General features: G+C 52.8%; 14 protein-coding genes. 6 read left to right on the top strand and 8 right to left on the bottom strand.

Annotated features, from left to right (window positions below; genetic code table 11):
* Position 1 precedes the first annotated feature (1 nt).
* Genes ACYVIY_RS00270 through dndC form a run of 3 tightly spaced genes read right to left on the bottom strand, consistent with a single transcriptional unit; the run spans position 2 to position 3,747 of the window.
* Entirely contained in the window at positions 2–364 is a 363-nt protein-coding gene (locus tag ACYVIY_RS00270; RefSeq protein ID WP_460974233.1) for a hypothetical protein, read from the bottom strand.
* 3 nt (positions 365–367) lie between these two features.
* A complete protein-coding gene (locus tag ACYVIY_RS00265; RefSeq protein WP_460974232.1) occupies positions 368–2,434 on the bottom strand; it encodes an AAA family ATPase in 2,067 nt (688 codons plus the stop codon).
* A 5-nt stretch (positions 2,435–2,439) separates the two neighbouring features.
* On the bottom strand, positions 2,440–3,747 hold the full coding sequence (gene dndC / locus ACYVIY_RS00260) for a DNA phosphorothioation system sulfurtransferase DndC (RefSeq protein ID WP_460974231.1): 1,308 nt from the start codon (positions 3,745–3,747) through the stop codon (positions 2,440–2,442).
* 276 nt (positions 3,748–4,023) lie between these two features.
* On the opposite strand from dndC, the gene ACYVIY_RS00255 reads away from it, so the two are divergent.
* Entirely contained in the window at positions 4,024–5,499 is a 1,476-nt protein-coding gene (locus tag ACYVIY_RS00255; RefSeq protein ID WP_460974230.1) for an amidohydrolase, read from the top strand.
* A gap of 197 nt (positions 5,500–5,696) precedes the next feature.
* A complete protein-coding gene (gene aspS, locus ACYVIY_RS00250) occupies positions 5,697–7,472 on the top strand; it encodes an aspartate--tRNA ligase (RefSeq protein WP_460974229.1) in 1,776 nt (591 codons plus the stop codon).
* Positions 7,473–7,546: 74 nt separating this feature from the next.
* Here the strand turns inward: aspS and ACYVIY_RS00245 are convergent, their stop codons facing one another.
* Positions 7,547–8,245, bottom strand: coding sequence for a hypothetical protein (locus tag ACYVIY_RS00245; protein ID WP_460974228.1), 699 nt, complete (start codon positions 8,243–8,245; stop codon positions 7,547–7,549).
* Between the two features lie 381 nt (positions 8,246–8,626).
* Between ACYVIY_RS00245 and ACYVIY_RS00240 the strand changes: the two genes are divergently transcribed.
* Together ACYVIY_RS00240 and ACYVIY_RS00235 are read left to right on the top strand one after the other, a co-directional pair.
* On the top strand, positions 8,627–11,629 hold the full coding sequence (locus tag ACYVIY_RS00240) for a sialate O-acetylesterase (RefSeq protein ID WP_460974227.1): 3,003 nt from the start codon (positions 8,627–8,629) through the stop codon (positions 11,627–11,629).
* A gap of 188 nt (positions 11,630–11,817) precedes the next feature.
* Positions 11,818–14,802 carry a sialate O-acetylesterase gene (locus tag ACYVIY_RS00235; protein ID WP_460974226.1) on the top strand — a complete coding sequence of 995 codons (2,985 nt, stop codon included), beginning with the start codon at positions 11,818–11,820 and terminating at the stop codon, positions 14,800–14,802.
* A gap of 37 nt (positions 14,803–14,839) precedes the next feature.
* Here the strand turns inward: ACYVIY_RS00235 and galU are convergent, their stop codons facing one another.
* The 4 genes from galU to ACYVIY_RS00215 all read right to left on the bottom strand — a co-directional run bounded on the left by galU (position 14,840) and on the right by ACYVIY_RS00215 (position 17,884).
* The gene (gene galU, locus ACYVIY_RS00230; RefSeq protein WP_460974225.1) at positions 14,840–15,706 is read right to left on the bottom strand and encodes a UTP--glucose-1-phosphate uridylyltransferase GalU; all 867 of its coding nucleotides are present in this window, start codon (positions 15,704–15,706) and stop codon (positions 14,840–14,842) included.
* Between the two features lie 81 nt (positions 15,707–15,787).
* Positions 15,788–16,783: a mevalonate kinase family protein gene (locus tag ACYVIY_RS00225; protein ID WP_460974224.1), complete on the bottom strand. Its 996-nt coding sequence runs from the start codon at positions 16,781–16,783 to the stop codon at positions 15,788–15,790.
* Between the two features lie 159 nt (positions 16,784–16,942).
* On the bottom strand, positions 16,943–17,410 hold the full coding sequence (locus tag ACYVIY_RS00220; RefSeq protein ID WP_460974223.1) for a hypothetical protein: 468 nt from the start codon (positions 17,408–17,410) through the stop codon (positions 16,943–16,945).
* Positions 17,411–17,515: 105 nt separating this feature from the next.
* Entirely contained in the window at positions 17,516–17,884 is a 369-nt protein-coding gene (locus ACYVIY_RS00215) for an XRE family transcriptional regulator (protein WP_460974222.1), read from the bottom strand.
* A gap of 242 nt (positions 17,885–18,126) precedes the next feature.
* Between ACYVIY_RS00215 and ACYVIY_RS00210 the strand changes: the two genes are divergently transcribed.
* Together ACYVIY_RS00210 and ACYVIY_RS00205 are read left to right on the top strand one after the other, a co-directional pair.
* Positions 18,127–18,771: a hypothetical protein gene (locus tag ACYVIY_RS00210; RefSeq protein ID WP_460974221.1), complete on the top strand. Its 645-nt coding sequence runs from the start codon at positions 18,127–18,129 to the stop codon at positions 18,769–18,771.
* A 109-nt stretch (positions 18,772–18,880) separates the two neighbouring features.
* A complete protein-coding gene (locus ACYVIY_RS00205; RefSeq protein ID WP_460974220.1) occupies positions 18,881–19,657 on the top strand; it encodes a PD-(D/E)XK nuclease-like domain-containing protein in 777 nt (258 codons plus the stop codon).
* The last annotated feature ends 68 nt before the right edge of the window (positions 19,658–19,725 follow it).

The raw sequence follows: 19,725 nt of genomic DNA, 5'->3' as shown, positions 1-19,725 counted from the left end.
TCTAACCGAAAAAACCAATATTTGTCAAATAAGCTTCGCGCTTCGTCTTTATACCGTCCAGCATAAACTTCTCCTCCGCGTTCATGGTCATTTTAACGGATTGTCCAGCAGAGAACCACTTCCTGAACCAGTCTGGAATTATTGGTAATTCTTCAGCATTGCAGACCCTATACAGACGATTCTTATATCGAAAGTATGCATTTTGTACATTGACTTCGAAACAAGGTGCGTGGAACGCTTCTGAACTGAATACTGGCTTGAAAGCTAATCCCTTGCCTGTATTAATTATTGCCACATGATTGTGGTGGTGCGGACAAATGACAAACTCGAAACCGTCAATTTTGCGACAATATATCTGTGCCATAATTCAACTAATTGAGAGTTGACCTTTTCTTTCAAATTCCACGAAGAGATTCCTGACTGGCACCTGACGGAATGAAGACCCTGCTGAGGGGTTGTGTTCAATCAGGTACGTTTGCCCGACGGTTTCGCGGAAGGAGTTGTATTCGTCTTCGGTGAGTTCTTTTTTCAACAGCGGAAACAGCACCACCTGCTCCGAAATGAAGGGATAAAACTCGGAGATGATATTGCGGGTGTGGTCGGAGTCGAACTTTTGCAGCGGGCTGTCGATAAAGATAGGAAAGCGCACGTTCGACTCATCGACCAGTGCCTTCAGCAGGGCCGTTGCGTAGAGTTGCTGTTCGCCTTTCGACAGGCTTTCTTTTGGAATAACGTCGCCCTGAACGTCGTAAAGCAGGATATCGATCAGGTCGTGTTCAACCGTCACCGTTACCCGGTCTACGAAGCCACCCTTGTGCATCAGCTTGTCCAGTTCGGATTTGATGCCCAGTTCGAGCGAAGCTTTCTTCTCCTGTTTGAGGTTGTGCAGAAACCGGTTTAGGTTGTCAATCAGCCGGGCGGCTGTTTCGTCTTTCAGGCGGTCGATCTCCTCCAGCCGGACGAGTTTAGCCGTTTCGGCTTCCTGCTTGGCTTTTACAGCTACGTCGCGTCTCAGACCACCAATCTCCAGCGTCAGGCGCGTGATTTCCGCGTCTATATCGTCAATTCGTTTATCAATTAACGTTTTCTCTCTGCGTATCTCTCGAATCAGCAAATCGTTTTCTTTTGATTCGGCTTCGCTTATCTGGCGGTTTACTTTGTTGAAAAACGTGCGGTTGTTCTTGTAATCTTTGGTCAACTGCCGAAACGTTTGCCGGAACGAGAAGCGTAAATTGTTGAAAATGGCATCGAACTCGTTCTGCTCGGCTTCGGTCATCGCCAGCAAGATTGGTCGCTGACTCCCCGCTGCCGGTGCGCCTTCTACCAGATTTTTAAGCACAATTTCCTGAATGCGATTGATAGACGCATCGGGCAAAATTAGATTGAGCAGTTCGTGATTGATGCGGTCGACAATGGTTTGGGCCGCAGCTGGGTCGAGTCGTTTTTTAGCAAGCTCTCGCTCGTAATCGAGTTGATTTTTCACGCCCAGCATCGCTTTGCCCGCAATGGCAAACGGGGCAAGTTCCATCATGTCGCGGAGGTTAGCGCGGTGCTTTTCGGCCTCTTCGCTCAGGCGTTCGCGCACTTTTTTCAGGCTAATCAGTTCCTGTGCGCTCATGGCATTCCCCTGCCGGATGAGTTTTTCCTGCAACTGCTCCGAGAAAAGCCGCTTGGCTTGTTTCTCGTCCAACAGATTCTCCACCGTTCGCTCGTGAAGGTCGATGAGTTCGTGGGCGGTTGTCAGGTCCTTGCGAAGCCCGTCCAGCCTTCGTCGGTCGGCCAGCGTGGCGGAATTACGTCGAAACCGAATCCGCAGGTCTTCCAGATTCGCTTTAAGGTCTTCGTACTTTTTGATACCCAGCACCTCCGAATAAGCCATGCTCAGGTTACGCTTATCCTGAACTGATTTCATTTCGGCCAGGGCCACGATTTTCTCGGCATCGAAGAAAAAGAACTTGGCGATTTCTTTGGGCAGTAGAAAGTCATTAACGAAAATATCGTCGCCTACTTCTTTGGTCAGTTCATTTTCGATACCGTCGATCAGGATCGTAACCGTTTCACTATCGTGCTGGACATCGAAGGTGCGTTGGATGCTTAGTTCACGGCAGGGCAGGGCCGGAATATGGATGTCGGCAAGGGCAACCGTTACCGAATAAGCCGTTTGGCCTTCGGCGCGGGCCAGGCGGTTCAGGTTGGCCGGTGCGTATTTTTTGTAGCCGCCCCCTTCCTGAATGTCCTCTTTGTATTTGCGCTCTACGTCCTGCATGGCACGGCCATAGAAGCACCAAACCAGCGAGGTCAGGAAGGAGGTTTTACCGTAGCCATTGTTTCCGGCAATGATCGTGACGTTGCGGCCGTCGCGATGTTCGAACCGAATGGTGTTGACGCCATTATAAACTCGGAAATTTTCCAGCGTAACGTAGCTGATATACATAAAAATCAGGCGTTTAGAAGCTGAATGTGCTGCTGTAGTTTGTCTTCCAGGTCGGTTTGTAGCCCTCGATTGTTCATGAGGATAGTTCGGGACTTCTGAAGTGTCAGTAAATCAGTGAGCAGGCTGAAATCACCGGGTACATCCTGACATACGTCTTTTAGCAGCGTTTTTTCCCGTACCATTCGGTCGTCGGCTGTAATGTTGATACGGTTGCCCATCACGCGGTGATAGATGTCGGCCACGCTGTGGGTAAACATATTGTCGCGGTACCACAGCACCTGAATCGCCACCAGTTCCTGGTAGTTAATCAGGTTTAGCGTCGGATCTTCCTGCTGGATCTCTTTCTGAGCAATCAGCAGTTTTTCGAGTACTTCGGCCCGAAACTGCGGTCGGTAGGGCCCCAGTGACCCTTCTTTCTGTTCGCCGTTGCGCCGACGAGTTTCGCGGTATTGGTCGCTGTCTCGCGAGATAGCCAGCAGGTCGCGCAGTTCCATGAGGGGCATCATCCAGTCGTCACCGTTCTCAATAAGGGCTTCCATGCTCTTATCGCGATTGACGACCGTGCAGACCCAGCACCCAAACCGACTTTGACCACACGAAGGTGTGGTTGTGTCAATGACCAGTGGGCAATCGCCGGCATTAGCGTTTCGGTATAATGTCACCAGTTCTTTGTTGTTCGCCCCCCACGGCGACGGTACCTGTTGCAGATACGTCCAAAGGTCATTGGTCAGTACATCTTTGATAGGCGCAAAAACGAAAGCATTGGGCAACACGTGCTTACGAAGCCGCTCACCCTTGATCTCGTGTTTTTTCATGCTCCGGGCGCGAGTCGAACTTTCGTCGGAGCGCGTGCCGAGCAGAATAATGGCCTCCCCCTCGTCGTTGATACGGTCCAGAATAAAGCGGGTCGTCGGATTAATCTTGAGTCGTTCGGTGCACCAACGGAAAATCGTGTTGGGTGCCGGATAGCCTTTGCCAATGAGATTAACCCAAAACGTATCCTCCAGCCGGGGCGTGGTCTGATGTACGGTCACGGGCATATGTTGCTCCAGTGCCGCAGCTTTGATTCGTGCAAGTACCCGGTCGTTATATTCAACAATACGTGGATTCTCAACCAGTGTGTTGTTGCAAACGACGTATACATTGCGTTTTCGCATCTCAGCCGGGATTTTCTTGATGGTTCGCCAGACGACCTGCAACAGCATGGTGCTGTCTTTACCCCCACTAAATCCAACGATCCAGGGGCGTGAGTTGTCATCGGCCAGATACTGATCGGTAATCTCAGATTCTATGAATGAAAGTTGAAGAGACATAGTAGTTGCGGTATTGGCGAAAGTAGGATTATTGCCGGATAAAGTAAACTTCTACAAAAGGTAAATTTTACAAATATGCCGAAATTTAGGGTTCGAAAGGCTGGCCTTCGTAAATACAATACGTTAGAGATTGCTAACGACACATCAGCTCTAACTCTAAAGCATTGGAAATGAACGGGCCTATCACGCTCGACGGATATTACTATCCTTAAATTGCCGCGCTTACCTTTTTCGTCTATTTTTATCAGCTTACAACCAACTCCCAATACAACCGCTATGAAACTACAACTCCTTACCACGGCATTGCTCTTGCCGCTACTCGGCCTTGCGCAACCCAAAGCAAAGAAAGCTAGCACTATGACAGCCCTGGATCGTGACAAACAAACCATCATCGCTGATCTCGACAAGCGCTTTCCGGAGTACGCAGGCATCTCCAAACAGATCTGGGATTTTGCTGAGTTGGGTTATCAGGAAGAGAAAAGCTCACTTCTGCTTCAGGAGCAGCTAAGAAAAGAAGGATTCGACGTAAAAGCAGACGTAGCAGGTATTCCGACGGCATTCGTCGCGACGTATGGTAAGGGAAAACCCGTTATCGGTATTCTTGGCGAATACGATGCGTTACCCGGTCTGGCCACCGAAGCCAAACCGGAGTTTACGCCCATTCAGGGCCAGAAAGGTGGTCATGGCTGCGGGCATAATCTGTTCGGTACAGCCTCAGTCGCAGCTGCGGTACAAGTGAAAAACTGGCTGAAATCGTCGGGGCATAGCGGAACGATTAAAATTTACGGTTGTCCGGCCGAAGAAGGCGGATCGGGTAAGGTGTATATGGTTCGGGAAGGGCTGTTCAACGATGTCGACGTTGTACTGCACTGGCACCCTGGCTCGCAGAATGCCGCCGATGCCGGTACGTCTCTGGCCAACAAAAATGCGAAGTTTCGCTTCCGGGGTATTGCCGCTCACGCAGCGGCCTCGCCCGAGCGAGGCCGGTCAGCGTTGGACGGTGTCGAGGCTATGAACTACATGGTGAACATGATGCGCGAGCACATCCCGTCTGACACCCGGATTCACTACGTTATCACGAAGGGCGGTGAAGCCCCGAACGTAGTTCCAGCCTTTGCCGAGGTCTATTATTACGCCCGTCATAAGGATCGCGATATTCTGCAAAGTGTGTGGAAACGTATTGAAAACGCGGCCGAAGGAGCGGCCAAAGGCACCGGTACGAAAGTTGAATGGGAAGTGCTGGGTGGTGTATTCAATCTCCTGCCAAATGTAACCCTGGCGGAAGTGATGCACCAGAACCTGAAAACGGTGGGCGGTGTGCAGTATACGCCAGAAGAAACAGCGTTTGCGAACAAAATCAGCGAAACCTTTGGCGAAGGCCAGAAAGTGCCCGTCACCAATGCGGCTCAGATTAAAGATTTTCGGGATGCCTCGGAGAGTGCTACTAGTGGCGGCTCGACCGACGTAGGTGATGTAAGCTGGACGGTGCCAACCGTAGGGTTGCAAACGGCTACGTGGGTACCGGGCTCGTCGGCGCACAGCTGGCAGTCAACAGCCGCCAGTGGTATGACCATCGGGCAAAAAGGCATGATCGTAGCCGCTAAAACCTTAGCCTTAACGGCCCTGGATTTGTACAAAACACCTACCCTGATCGAGAAAGCGCGCGCCGAATGGGTTCAGAAACGCGGAGCCAACTTCAAATACGAAGCTTTACTCGGCGACCGCAAACCCGCCCTGGATTACCGGAAATAATGAGTGAAAGAGCGAACCGGAACGCCGGACCGGAGTGAAAGAGCGAAAGGTGTGCCCAATACGCACAAACTCCCTACCTTTGCGGCAAATTCATTGAGTAATTGAGTGAATTAGCGATTGAGTGTACGGGTTCAGTTCATTACACGGCTGCTTAGTCAATCACTAATTCACTCAATCGCTAATTCACTCAATAAAAAATGCTTCGAACGCATACTTGCGGAGAACTCCGCCTTGCAGACGCCAACACCACCGCCACCCTGACGGGCTGGGTTCAGATCACCCGCGACAAAGGCGGTGTCCTTTGGATTGACCTCCGCGACCGATACGGTATTACGCAACTTCTGCTGGAAGAGGGTCAAACCGCCCCCGAACTCTTCACAATTGCCCGTTCGCTGGGTCGGGAATTTGTCCTGAAAGCAACGGGAACGGTGATCGAACGGAAGTCGAAAAACCCGAATCTGCCTACCGGCGACATCGAACTTAAAGTCACCGCACTGGAGGTGTTGAATTCAGCAAAATTACCGCCCTTCCTGATCGAAGACGATACGGATGGTGGCGATGACCTACGGATGAAATACCGCTACCTCGATCTACGCCGGAATCCGGTTCGCCGGAACCTGGAGCTACGTCACCGCATGGCGCAGCAAACGCGGCTGTATATGGACGGCCAGAATTTCATTGAGGTTGAAACGCCGGTATTGATCAAGTCGACGCCGGAAGGAGCGCGGGATTTTGTGGTGCCAAGCCGCATGAACCCCGGTGAGTTCTACGCCCTGCCGCAGTCACCCCAGACGTTCAAGCAGTTGCTGATGGTATCGGGCTTTGACCGGTACTACCAGATTGTCAAGTGTTTCCGCGATGAAGATTTGCGCGCTGATCGTCAGCCGGAGTTTACGCAGATCGACTGTGAAATGTCATTCGTGGAGCAGGAAGATATCCTGAACATGTTCGAGGGACTGGTACGTCACCTGTTCAAGTCCGTCAAAGGCGTTGATCTGGCCGAAGTGCCCCGCATGACCTACGCTGACGCCATGCGGTTGTACGGCTCCGACAAACCCGATACGCGCTTCGGTATGGAGTTCGTTGAGTTGAAAGGTACGTTCGATACGATTGACCTGACATCCGGCAAAGGATTCGGGGTATTCGATTCGGCCGAAATCGTGGTTGGCATCAACGCACCCGGTTGCGCCAGCTACACGCGCAAGCAGCTAGACGAGCTTACCGATTGGGTAAAACGTCCCCAGATTGGCGCGAAAGGCCTGATTTATGTTCGCTATAACGAAGACGGTACGTTAAAATCGTCGGTCGATAAGTTCTACGACGAAGAAGCGCTGAAGACCTGGGCGGCTCGTTTTGGCGCAAAACCCGGCGACTTAATGTTGATCATTTCGGGTGATGCGGCTAAAGCGCGTAAGCAACTCAACGAACTGCGGTTAGAAATGGGTAACCGTTTAGGTCTGCGCGATCCGAACGTGTTCAGTACGTTGTGGGTACTCGATTTTCCGCTGCTCGAATACGGCGAAGAAGAGGAGCGCTGGTTTGCCATGCACCACCCCTTCACGTCGCCGAAGCCCGAAGACGTTCCGCTGCTCGACACCGATCCCGGTTCAGTACGTGCCAACGCCTATGACCTGGTCATCAACGGCACCGAAGTTGGGGGCGGCTCGATCCGGATCTTTAACCGCGAATTGCAAGCCCGGATGTTTAGCTTACTTGGCTTCTCCGACGAAGAAGCCAAGGCACAGTTCGGCTTCCTGATGGATGCGTTTGAGTTTGGCGCACCACCCCACGGCGGCATTGCGTTCGGCTTCGACCGGCTGTGCTCGCTCTTCGGTGGGGTCGATTCAATCCGTGATTTCATCGCCTTCCCGAAAAACAACTCGGGCCGCGACGTCATGATCGATTCGCCATCAACGATTTCAGACAAGCAACTGGATGAACTGAAAATCAAAACGGTTGCCGACGCGAAATAAGATATTGCTCAGCATAACGAAGCCCGGTCAGTACGTTACGTATTGGCCGGGCTTTTTTCATCATCCATCGTTTACTACTCTCCAGTTTCTCTGGCGCTGAGGGCGGCTTTCCGGCGTGCGTCGCCGGTTAAGCCAGGTGAAACGGCTTGTGGAAACTTGCTGGCCCACTCGGCGAGTTGATCACCGTCGTCCCAGATACGTCCGTTACCCACCGCAATCAATTTATCTTCTACGGTCGGGTCCTCACCTGTTTTCTCGGTCATCACAAACGCGTACTGAAATGCCTGAACGCCCTTGTCGGTAACTTCGCCCGATATGATCGTCACCGTCTTATAGTTAATTCCTTTCGATACGCCTACATCTTCCGAGAAAATCGTGAACAGATTGCCGTTACCCGCGACGAAAGCACCGTTGCCCTTGCCTTTGTCCGAACCGTTCGTGTAGTCATAAGTGATTTTATTATCAGCCGTCTGCCCGTAAAATTTATAGTGATACGAGTCAATTACCTTGCCTTCTCGCCAGGCATCGTTGGGGCCGTACGGGCTGACTAATCGATACGGATCAGCGTAGATAATTCCATCCAGTTTAGGTGGTTTCTCTCCTTCATTAATAACCATACCCCGTTTACGCAGGTCATTAATAATGGTTTGCGGCACAATTTTTTGGATGTCCTGGGACAGCCCTGACTGGGGCACAACTTCTTTCTTGCTACAGTTGGTTAGCGCAAAACTGATGCCGCTTAACAGAAGGAATTTGACTAGTGTCGTTTTCATAAGATGCATACGGAGCTATGGAGAAGTAAGGGTGCAGAAGGCTCCGGTATGAACTTAGTCGATGTTTACGGCGACCATGGAATCAGCGGTGGTTAATTTATTTGAGTCGCTGTGCTTGCCTCGAAGCCATAAGCTTATGTTAGATAATGTAGAACGTATTTTCTAGTGAAATAAATGGTCTTGTAGACAATCTTAATGCGCATCAATATCGTATACCAATATGAACATCAGTTATTAATAATATTTACCAATACACTATTTTCGTAAATTAAAAACTATCTCCAACTATTCAATGCACACCAATTTTTAATTTTCATTACGTAATAGATTTAGTAGATTTGTAGAATTCGGTCTTCAAACCGACTCACCGTAACGCATTTTATGACTTTATTCGCCCTTCGGCTATGGCTGGTTTTATCCTGCCTGTTGCCCGGCATTTCATTTGCTCAACTTCAAATAACCAGTCCGGTTCCGCGGATGGTTTTTCAGCGAAATTCGTACAACGAAGCGAACGTACTGGTGGCCGGGCTGGCTCCTGCGACAGCTACCCAGATTGAAGCCCGCTTCGTGCCGCTGGCTACAGGTCAAGGGCAACTAACGCCCTGGACACCGCTCGAGTTTTTACCTACATCAAAAGCATTTCGGGGGACCGTTCTCGTTACGGCGGGTTGGTATCGCCTGGATGTCCGGGCTAAAGCAGGGGCCACTGTACTTACCCAAACGCAGGTCAATCCGGTGGGCGTTGGCGAGGTGTTTATCATTGCCGGACAATCGAATGCAGCGGGCGGATTTGAACGCGAGCCGGGTGCCAGCGAGGATCGAGTTTCCTGCGTCGACTTCCGGCAGGACGCTTTAGATGAGCAGCTTCTGCCCCTCCGGTTCAGCCACGTAAGCTATGGCACCAGCATCGGACCCAGCCAGCCTCCCCACATCTGGGGTCAATTAGGCGATAAGCTGGTGCGTCGGCTGAACGTACCGGTTCTCTTTCTGGGAGCTGCCCAGGCCGGAACTTCCAGTGAACAGTGGCGGCAATCGGCGGCTGGCGGTACGGATGCGCAAGGGCGGCCCAACCCGTATCGACGCCTGGGTGTTGTTTTGCAGCATTACGTAGCCCGAACGGGAGCCCGAGCTATTCTCTGGCACCAGGGCGAAGGCGATATTGGTTCGGCGGGTGATACGTACTTTTCGAACATCAGTTCCGTAATCCGGAAAACGCGCCAGCAAACCGGGTTCGACAATCTTCCGTGGGTTGTTTCGCGCGCGACCTACGTACAGGGGCAGACAAACGCGGGGGTCATTGCCGCGCAAAACCGGCTCATTGCTACTATAAACGACGTATTTGCTGGTCCTTCTACCGACGATCTGACCGGCCCCGACAATCGGCTCGGCGATAATGTTCACATCGGCGGAAAAGGCCTGGCCCGATTCACCGACCGCTGGGACGAAAGCCTGACTAGCAACTTTTTCACGAATTCTACCCCCTTCACCCCCAATACTGAATCGGCTTTAATCACCAGCAGCTATACGTTACCGCTGGTTCGTCGACCCGGCGAAATCGTGTTATCCCCTTCGCTACGTACTGATCCACACGAATCAGACAACCAGTATTTTGTACAGTTGCTCCGGGCGGCCGACAATACGTTGGTTGCCGAATCGGCCCGCTCAACCGACAACCCGATTTCGCTGACCTTACCGGCGAATCTACCCGACGGGCAATATCGCCTGCGAACGCTGTCGACGCACCCAGCTACGGCCGGTACGTTGGGCGAACCGTTTCGCGTTGATTATGCGGCTTCGCCTACTCCCACAACCCAGCCGATTCCACCCGTTGTAATGGGTGGTACGGCCAGTTCCGCCCTGCAACGCATTGGCTACCGATACGAAGCAGAAAGTCATGGCTTTTTCGCGATGATCCAGGCCAGTGCACCAATGGAAGTTCGCTTACAGCGGCTGGATGGCGGTTTCAACGACTCCGGCTGGAACCCGGCGCCCGTAAGCAGCCAGGCCCCCGATTTTACCGATTTTGCCGACTTTAATTACATACGCAGTTACCCACCTATCTCGGGGGGCGTTGGTGGGGTTGAGCCCGGCCGCTACCGGCTGTCCGTTCGGCCGCAGGGCACAACTGGCGACGGAATCTGGTATGAGGTACAGTTGCTCGATGGCCGCAATATCCTCTACGCGTCAATGGAACCGGTTGGTGCCCTTCCAACGGTGCTCACGCTGACCTCGCTCAATCCGGTTTCGCCGTGCCGGGGCACTACGTTCAGCGTTGCGTTTGATGTTACAGAAAGTCCGGTCAATGCTGGAAACCTGTATAGCGTTCGTCTGTCGGACCAGGATGGGTCGTTCGCCAACGAAACCACCATCGGTAGTGGCAGCAGCAGTCCCATCTCGGCGACCTTACCCGCTTCGTTACCACCAGGCGATTACTATCGGCTGCGGCTGGTAGCCAGTAATCCGGGAGTTGCCAGCGCCCCCGGAGAGTCGTTGACCTTCTGTGCTGGAGTACCTTCTACCCCTCCACCGGCGGATCTTTCATTAGCCATGTATGCGAGTTCCCGCTTGCTCCAGCCAGGGCAGCCCGTTACGGTTACGCTTGTCCTGACCAATTCCAGTTCCTCGCCGGTCAGTGCCATTACGGCGAAAAGCGTATTACCGGACGGATTGGCGTTTGTGGAGGCCCTTCATTCGGCCATCAGCGCTACTGACAATGAAGTAACTGTTAACGCAGGATCCCTAGCTCCTTCGGCCAGCGTTCCGTTTGCATTTCGCCTAAAAGCCAATCGGGCGGGCAGTTTTGTAGCCGCAGCCCAAATTACAGCCAGCAGTCAGCCCGATCCGGACAGTCAGCCGAACTCGGGTACCGGTGATGGACAGGATGATGCCGCTCAGATCGATCTACGCACAACGGATGCGGGGGGCGGCCAATCGATCTCGCCCAACGCAAATCAGGCACCGTTGCCACCGGTTCAGCCAAACCAGCCTTCGCCCTCGACTAACCAGTCCGATCTTAGTCTGGAGATTATCACCAGCAGCTTAACAACACTCTCTAACAATACGCTGTCGGTTCAGCTTCGGGTAAAAAACCAGGGCAGCCTGGCAGCCGAAAACGTCTTGGTCCGGACCGTACTACCCGTCGGCTGGAGCGTGACCAATAGCAATGGCTTAACCGTTGACGGCCAGAACGTATCGAGTTCAGTAGGACGAATTGCCTCCGGAAGCTCTGGCGTTGTTACGCTTTCGGTACGGGCCACTACCGATAGTCGACTGCAGGCGCAGGTATTCACGAACAGCATCTCCGATGCCGACTCTACCCCCGGAAATGGGTATGATAATGGGGAGGATGATGAAGCGTCAATACGGTTGCGGACCAGATTATAAATTCATGCAGTCATCCGTAGACGTAACTAGTAAAGTACAGAGCTGATATGCATCTTAACATACCATACGTATTAACAGAATTCATAAAACTAGTACATACAGCTAAATAATATACTAAATCAATATACAAGGCATATTTTTTGCAACGATACGACTATGGTGGGTCTCCCTCATGCCATACCGTACCCATGCAAAAAGGCTACCTCAGCTTTCTGATTTATCATCTGCTTTTATCGGCTGCATTTGCCCAGTTACGGGTAAGTAGTCCGGTTCCGCGGATGGTTTTTCAGCGTACGTTAGCGAACAAAGCGGTTATTACGGTGGCGGGGGTAGCACCAGCGGCAGCTACCCGGATTGAAGCCCGTTTTGTTCCCTTAGCCATTGGGCAGGGCGAAGTAACTCCCTGGATAAAGCTGGATCGACTTCCAGCCTCATCGTCGTTTCTCGGCCAGGCAACCGTTTCCGCGGGCTGGTATCGCCTGGACGTCCGGGCCAAAGCGGGGGCTTCAGTACTTGCCGAAACACACGTGAATCGAGTGGGCGTTGGTGAAGTGTTTGTCATTGCCGGACAATCGAACGTATACGGTGGGTTCGAGCGAGCCATTAGTGCTATCAACGATCGGGTATCCTGCGTCGATTTCAGGCAGGATAGTCTCAGCGAACAATTGCTTCCTCTTCAGTTCAGTCACATCAGTTATGGCACCAACCTCGGTCCAAGCCAGCCTGCCCATCTGTGGGGTAGTTTAGGCGACAGCCTCGTCCGGCGGCTTAACGTACCGGTCTTGTTTCTGGGCGCGGCACTGGGCGGAACCAGCAGCAGCCAATGGCAGCAATCGGCGGCCGGATTAGTTGGTTCAACGCCCGGCCAATCCGTTTATCGCCGTTTGGGTGCCGTTTTACTCCACTACGTAGCGCGAACGGGCGCCCGGGCGGTGATCTGGCACCAGGGTGAAAGCGATATAAACACGGATGCGGAAACCTACTTCACCAACATCAAATTCATTATCGAAAAGAGCCGGCAGCAGCTTGGTGGGTATGTACTCCCCTGGCTTGTTTCGCGGGTGAGCTACATCGGTGGCCAGACAAATTCCCGCGTCATCGCGGCCCAAAATCGACTGATTACCGACGTACCCTCTGTGTTTGCCGGTCCGGCTACGGATAGCATCACCGGCCCACAAAACCGACCCGATGGGGTTCACATGCAGGGAGCTGGCAGGACTCGATTCGTCGTTAGTCTTAATCAAAGTTTATCCGACAGCTTTTTCCAGCAGGCTATCCCCTTCACCCCACAAAACGAATCCGCCCTCATCACGAGTGGGTACACGCTCCCCTTAACCCGGCGTCCCGGCGAAACGCTTGCTGTGGCTTCGGTACGTAGCAACCCATCAGAAGCCGACAATCAATATATCACCCAGGTCATTCGCGTGAGCGACGGGGCCACAGTTTATGAATCGGCGCAGAGTGTCGATAATCCGATCCTGATTACCCTGCCAACGGACTTACCCGATGGCCAGTACCGCTTACGTACGCTGTCGACGCATCCGGTTCTGACCGGTACGTTGGGAGAACCGTTTACCGTACGTCAGTCAGCCGCTCCCGTTGCTCCGCTGCCTATCTTACGTCAGCCCATAAGCGGAGGTCTCGCCGATTCGGCGCTACAACGCTTTGCCTACCGCTACGAAAGCACCAGTCATGGTTTTTATGCAATGGTCCAGGCCAGTACATCGATGGAAGTCAGGCTACAACGGCTCGACGGTGGCCCATTTACAGACACAAACTGGAATCCGGTAGTGTCCAGCAGTCAGGAGCCTGATTATTGGGATTTTGCCGACTTTAATTACCTACGCAACTACCCACCCATTGCCATGGCTACCGGAGGTGTAGAGCCCGGCCGGTATCGGTTATCGGTGCGCAGGCAGGGAACCACGGGCGATGGACTATGGTTCGAGATGCGCCTGCTGGACGGCCGTACTATTCTTTACTACCCCATGGAACCGGTCGCGGCCATTCCTCCGGTATTGACGCCGAGCACGTCGCCTGTAGCATCAACCTGCCTGAGCGGGTCGTTCAACGTAGCGATTGACGTAACGGACGGACCACTGAACAGCGGCAACGTCTACAGCGTGCGCTTATCGGACGGGGACGGGTCATTTGCGGACGAAACCATCATTGGCAGCGGATCAAGTAGTCCCGTTTCGGTTACGTTACCGGCTTCGCTGCCGCCCGGCGACCATTATCGCATCCGCATAGTTGCCAGTGACCCCGCAGTAGCCAGCGCACCCAGCGAATCATTGACCATCTGCGGAGTAAGCGGGCTCAGCGCCGATTTATCCGTCTTGTTGCAGACCAATAGCCGAACTCCCAAACTAGGCCAACCCGTTACGTTTACGTTGGTTCTAAACAATGCCGGACCGGGAACAGCAAAGGGCGTCATGGCAACAAGCCGCCTGCCTGACGGGCTGGATTTTGTGGGAGCCAGCAGCCCCACGGTACAGGCCAACGCTACTGAAGTTATCGTAAACGCCGGTACGTTAACCAGAGGTACCAGCCAGCCCTTTGTGTTTCAGCTGAAAGCCAGCCGGGCGGGCAGCTTTGTGACCGCAGCCCAGATTACAGCCAGCAGCCAGACCGATCCGGACAGTCAGCCTAATTCCGGTACCGGCGATGGGCAGGACGATGCGGCTCAGGTAGCCCTGCGGACAAGCGATGGCAATGGTAGCTTATCGGTCTCGCCCAACCCGAACCAGACACCACTACCATCCGTAGAGACTAACCAACCACCGGTCGATTCAACGAAAGCTGATTTAAGCCTTGATCTGGTGAGCAGTCGGTTATACACTGAATCAGCTATACCCGTTAGCCTTTCGGCCATAGTCAGCAATCGGGGTGGAGCTTCGGTCACTAACGTCGACATCCAGGTAGAGCTTCCTGACGGCTGGTCACTGACCAACACCACTGGGTTAACGCTCAGCGGCCAAGCCGCGAGCGGCACACTGGCCCAAGTCCCTGCGGGGAGCTCTGCAACACTAGTGCTATCCGTCAGGGGCAGCCGAACCGGAACCCTAAAGGCTCAGATAGCGGGAGCTTCCCTCACTGACCCCGACTCGACACCGGGCAACGGCTATGCAAATGGCGAAGACGACGAAGCCACGCTCACGTTAAGGGTGCGTTAACAACGTATAAGGCCCCGATCATCGGGGCCTTATGCTACTACTCTTTTCTGAGAATCTCTTCCAGGAAGGTCCGAAATTTATCGGCAAATTCCGGCCGCTTAAGAGCAAATTCGACGGTTGTTTTTAAGAAATCGAGCTTGTTGCCAATGTCGTGGCGCTTGCCTTCTATTCGGTGCGCGTACAGATTCTCGCGTTTAAGCAGCAGCAGCATGGCGTCGGTCAACTGAATTTCGTTGTTTTTACCGGCGGGGGTCTGCTCCAGCATCGTAAAAATTTCGGGCGTTAATATGTAACGGCCCGCAATGGCCAGATTAGAGGGAGCTTCGTTCAAGGCGGGCTTCTCGACCAGCGTTTCCAGTTCCAGAATGCGGTCACTCAGCGACTTCCCCCCGATGATCCCGTACCGATTCACCTTATCGTGCGGCACCTCCTCAACGGCAATCACTGTACAGCCGTATTGGGCATACGTATCAATCAATTGCTGGGTCACCGGAATCACAGCATCCATAATGGTATCGCCCAGCAGCACCGCAAACGGTTCGTTGCCGATATGATGACGAGCGTACCGAATTGCATCGCCGAGGCCATTTAGCTCCCGCTGACGAACGTAGTGCAGATTTGCCATATCCGACAGTCGGCGCATCTCGTCCAGCAGCAACTGATCTTCTTTCTCTTCGAGTCGGGTTTCCAGCTCGAAGTTGCGGTCGAAATGGTCTTCGATAGCGCGTTTGCCTTTGCCAGTAATAATCAGAATATCTTCGATACCCGAATCAACGGCCTCCTGCACAACGTACTGAATCGTTGGACGGTCGATAATCGGCAGCATCTCTTTGGGCTGCGCTTTAGTAGCGGGTAGGAACCGGGTTCCCAGTCCAGCAGCGGGAATAACAGCTTTTTTAATCATTGAGCGAATGAGTGATTGAGTGAAAGAGCGAATGACGCTTGAGAACTAATTCACTCAATCGCTCATTCACTCTTTCGCTCATTATATAAGGTAAGGCTTAATCACGCGAGCGTTGATTTTTTTCAGTTCGACGAATAGGCGGTTGAGCATGGCATCGTCGCGGTAGAGGCCGATAATCGACCCGCCCGACCCGGTAAACGAAGCCGATGCCTCACACGCACGCGCGGTTTCGATCAGGCTGCGATTCCGGTCGCTGATGGTGTAAATACGCGCCCGCAGATCGAAGTTTCGATTTACCAGCTCGTTTAAGGCGTCGGTGTCCTGCCTGACCATGGCTTCGCGCCCTTCCCGCGCTACGTCGGCGATGGCGCTCATGGTGTCAACAATCAACGCTTCTCCTTTCAGCCAGCGGGTTTTGACGTCGTTATGCACCCGCCCCGACTGCTTGCCCAGGTCCGTGTTGTAGGCAATGTACAGTTTAGGCAGCAAACGCGGGTCTACCTGCTCGTACTGACCGTAGCCTTGCCGTTCCATAATCGCCTGATCGAAATTCATGTACACACACCCCTCGTAGCACTGAATGACCCGGTCCTGCAAGCCAGCCGTGATGCCCAGTTCCTCAGTTTCGGTAGCAAGCACCAGGTTCGGCAGGATGGGCTTTGGAATCTCGACGTTGTAGAATTGCATCAACGCCCGGAAAGTCGCTACAATGATCGCGCTGGAGCCCGACAAGCCTACCTGACGCGGGATTGACGTATTGTAGCGAATCGAAAAATTCTGGTTCGGCAGGCGGATGCCCTCCGCTTCGCAGTACTCGGCGAATTTCTTGATAGCGGCCTTTAGCAGCGGCACGCCCCCGTGATAGCCCAACGTACTGACGGCGTCCCGCAGGTGGTGCATACTCCGGAATACGTTGGTGTCCTGGGATTGTGGCTCGATGTTCAGCTCCGGCGACTGATACAGCGTAACGGACGCGCCGAAATTACGCACGGATATGGCAATCGTTTTCCCAAAAAAGCCGTCGGACGGGTTACCAAGCAATCCGGCCCGGGCATAAGCACGAGTTTCAATAAGCAAAGCGGGGGAGCGGATCGTTCATCCGCGAGCTATACGATTCAGGCAGCAAGTTTACAAAAGAATCTCGCTGCACCCATACATTAGCTTGTCTGCCAATAAAAAAGCGGCCGGAAGATGGTCCGGCCGCTCATCGGTTACTTTACCGATTCACTGTGTATGTTACTGCGGATTCGTCTTGTCTTTTCCGTCGTAGCCTTTGTTGTGCGGGTCGTAGCCCTGATTTGGGTCGTCGCCATCTTCCAGGTACGTAGCGTCACCCCGGTGGAAGAGCGCATCATCCGATGGGTTCTCAGCGACTTCGTTCAGTTTTCTACTCGCTTCATCGCTCATCATCTGTCCTTTAGGCTGGTCCGTCTGTATGGCATCAGCGTTAACGTCCCAGGCCTGTGTTCCACCGTAGCTTTCGCCTTCTGGCAAATCAGGATCGCCCACGTTGACGTTTGCTTCGCGTACGTGCGCCATTTCTTCCGATGTTTCGCCCCGGTCGTTGGTGGTGACAGAGTTATATTGTGCGTTACCGACCCCTTCCGATACGCGGCCGAAATCAGAATCACCGTGCTGATTAGGGTCCTGCGAATAAAATTCGGGGTCAACTTTATTGGGGTCGAATGGTGATGTCGTTGCCATAACGCTAAGGTGTTTTTGGGAGTATAACCCAGAAACGCCCAAGTTGTTCAGAAAGAACCGCCTGGATTCGCGGCCTTAATTGGCTAACTGATACCCGTTTCGGTGTCAACGAGTCTCTTTAAGCGCGGTTAACTCAGCCAGCAACTGATCGTTGGTTTGCTGGAGTAAGGCCATCCGTTCGTTCAGTTGAAAAAGCAGGAACTCGACGTTACGTAGCCGCTCCTCGGTGGTAATTGCGGCCGAAGGTGAGTCGAGTTGTTTAAACATCAGCCCTTCGCCCCGCAGCAGCCAGTCGGCGTTGACCTGCGGGTAAGCGACCAGAATTTTTTCGAGGGTATCGTACCGGGGCTTCAATCGGCCGTGCAGAATATGATACACTTTTTCGCCCCGCCGTTCGCCTAATTGCCGGGCAAATTCCAGAACGCTCACATTGAGTGCGTCAATTAATTGCTGAAGGCGGGATTCGATTGTCATAGGTCAGGAGAAAAGGGCTGGGGGCTGGGGCGTAGGGGAACGAACGTCTATCCCAATGCCTAAAGCGCTTTGCCCTTCACTATTTTACATAAAACTACGTAAAATTCAGGGGGAATTATTCCTAAACGGGTTTGGTTTTTACGTAAAAGTGTGTAATTTTAAAACAGTAAACACTACCGTTTAAAAAGGCAAAAGGGACCGCAATATGGGCCCCCTGCTTGAACAGTAAACAACAAATACTAATGAACACACAAAACAAAAGCCAACTTTCGACAATTCAAAATGGTGAGGCCCTGAAACCTTATCAAAAGATTCACGAATTAACGGGTGAGGTGGTTAACAAATACAAATATTTGGAGGGTCACCCACGCCAATACCGATTCGATGCTAAGGAAGGTGTGTTCAACATCAACGGTTCCGAGAAGTTAGGACGTACCCTGACCTTTCAGCCAATTGCCTGGCGAATCTTTACCGACAACATCCTGAACATGGGCACCAAGAACTGGGCGGAGCTTTTCTTTATCGACGAGAAAAACTGCGTATCGGCGGTGCTGTTCCATGGCTATTCGGTAGACAACATATTCCGGCTCATCGAACCGCTGTATTACGACGACCTCACCCTGGCCGACGTAGTGATTACGGCCGTAGCCGAAAAGAAAGAGAACACGAAGATCCAGCCCAAAGGCGTGTATTATATCGCTACGTTCTCCTACAAGATGGGCGACGTTGAACGCACGAAAGAGCTGAAACAGTTTGCGCAGGAGGTTAAGGTGTTCCGGCAGGAAACGCTTACCGACATTGCCAACATCAAAACGGCAATGAACTACTACAATCCCTTCGCCAATATCGCCGAAGAACCAGAACTGTTGCCAGCGGGTCAAATTTAATTGGAGGAGTAAAGGGAGGAATGGGACGAACGGGATAAAGGAGCTTTTGAATTTCCTTCACCCCGTTCGTCCCATTCCTCCCCTTACTCCCTTTTCTTCCCTCTCTCGTATGATTTCTCAACGCATTAATACACTTCAGCCGTTGATAGGTACCGGCGACGATTACCGGGCGTTGCCTCGTGTATCGAATTCGGACCTGACCCGGCTTAAGGAAGAGCATCTGGGTTACTGGTCAGTTCCTTCGGCGCGGTTCATTCCCGAGAAAGCCAAGGTGTTTGGCCGGGCGTTTCACCAGCATCTGCTGGAGCCCGAAACGGTCGGAACGGTGTTGCAGCAGTTATTGCCCGATTTGAACCCCGACAATCATTTGCTGGCTCCTAAGCAAGCCGAGCAGCTAAGCACGCTGATGCGTACGATTCGGCAGGATGGTTTCTGTCGCCGGTATTTGCGGATGTCGGAGCGGGAGCGGGTGGTGCTGTTTACGGACCCCGCTACGGGCGTAGCCTGCAAATCGCGGCTAGATATGGTGTACACGAGCCCCAAGCGCCGAAATGCCCTGATCATCGACGTTAAAACGACCTCAGCCCGCACGCAGGCGCAATTCCTGGAGTCGTGCTATACATACGACTATGATCGACAGGCTGCTTTTTACCTGGACAGCCTCCGCTACGCTGAAGCAGCGGACTGGGCTACGACCCGGCAATTTCGGTTTGTGTTTATTGGCGTGATGAAGCAACGGCCGCATCGCCTGTTTGCGGTAGACGCTACGTCGATTCCAGACTTTATTGACTACGGTCGTAAGAAATACCGCTTCTGGCTTCGAAAATGGCGTGAAGAACAGGAATTCGCTCAGCCTTCCGTTTCATCCTGGAGCCTGAGCGCTTAACAGCAGATTCGTTCCGAATGGCTTTTACTGATAAGCCCAAGACGAACTGATAACTCAAAACTCTGAAT

The organism is Spirosoma knui (genome assembly GCF_054780635.1).
The sequence above is the reverse complement of the archived record's forward strand: the minus strand, read 5'-3'. Positions and strand labels throughout refer to the sequence as shown.

What these genes read in the sequence shown, in the direction of transcription:
- ACYVIY_RS00220 (WP_460974223.1), bottom strand. Translation starts at nt 17,410, where the DNA reads ATGGCAACGACATCACCATTCGACCCCAATAAAGTTGACCCCGAATTT.
- ACYVIY_RS00255 (WP_460974230.1), top strand. Translation starts at nt 4,024, where the DNA reads ATGAAACTACAACTCCTTACCACGGCATTGCTCTTGCCGCTACTCGGC.
- galU (WP_460974225.1), bottom strand. Translation starts at nt 15,706, where the DNA reads ATGATTAAAAAAGCTGTTATTCCCGCTGCTGGACTGGGAACCCGGTTC.
- ACYVIY_RS00240 (WP_460974227.1), top strand. Translation starts at nt 8,627, where the DNA reads ATGACTTTATTCGCCCTTCGGCTATGGCTGGTTTTATCCTGCCTGTTG.
- ACYVIY_RS00245 (WP_460974228.1), bottom strand. Translation starts at nt 8,245, where the DNA reads ATGAAAACGACACTAGTCAAATTCCTTCTGTTAAGCGGCATCAGTTTT.
- ACYVIY_RS00205 (WP_460974220.1), top strand. Translation starts at nt 18,881, where the DNA reads ATGATTTCTCAACGCATTAATACACTTCAGCCGTTGATAGGTACCGGC.
- ACYVIY_RS00235 (WP_460974226.1), top strand. Translation starts at nt 11,818, where the DNA reads ATGCAAAAAGGCTACCTCAGCTTTCTGATTTATCATCTGCTTTTATCG.
- ACYVIY_RS00265 (WP_460974232.1), bottom strand. Translation starts at nt 2,434, where the DNA reads ATGTATATCAGCTACGTTACGCTGGAAAATTTCCGAGTTTATAATGGC.
- dndC (WP_460974231.1), bottom strand. Translation starts at nt 3,747, where the DNA reads ATGTCTCTTCAACTTTCATTCATAGAATCTGAGATTACCGATCAGTAT.
- ACYVIY_RS00270 (WP_460974233.1), bottom strand. Translation starts at nt 364, where the DNA reads ATGGCACAGATATATTGTCGCAAAATTGACGGTTTCGAGTTTGTCATT.
- ACYVIY_RS00210 (WP_460974221.1), top strand. Translation starts at nt 18,127, where the DNA reads ATGAACACACAAAACAAAAGCCAACTTTCGACAATTCAAAATGGTGAG.
- ACYVIY_RS00215 (WP_460974222.1), bottom strand. Translation starts at nt 17,884, where the DNA reads ATGACAATCGAATCCCGCCTTCAGCAATTAATTGACGCACTCAATGTG.
- aspS (WP_460974229.1), top strand. Translation starts at nt 5,697, where the DNA reads ATGCTTCGAACGCATACTTGCGGAGAACTCCGCCTTGCAGACGCCAAC.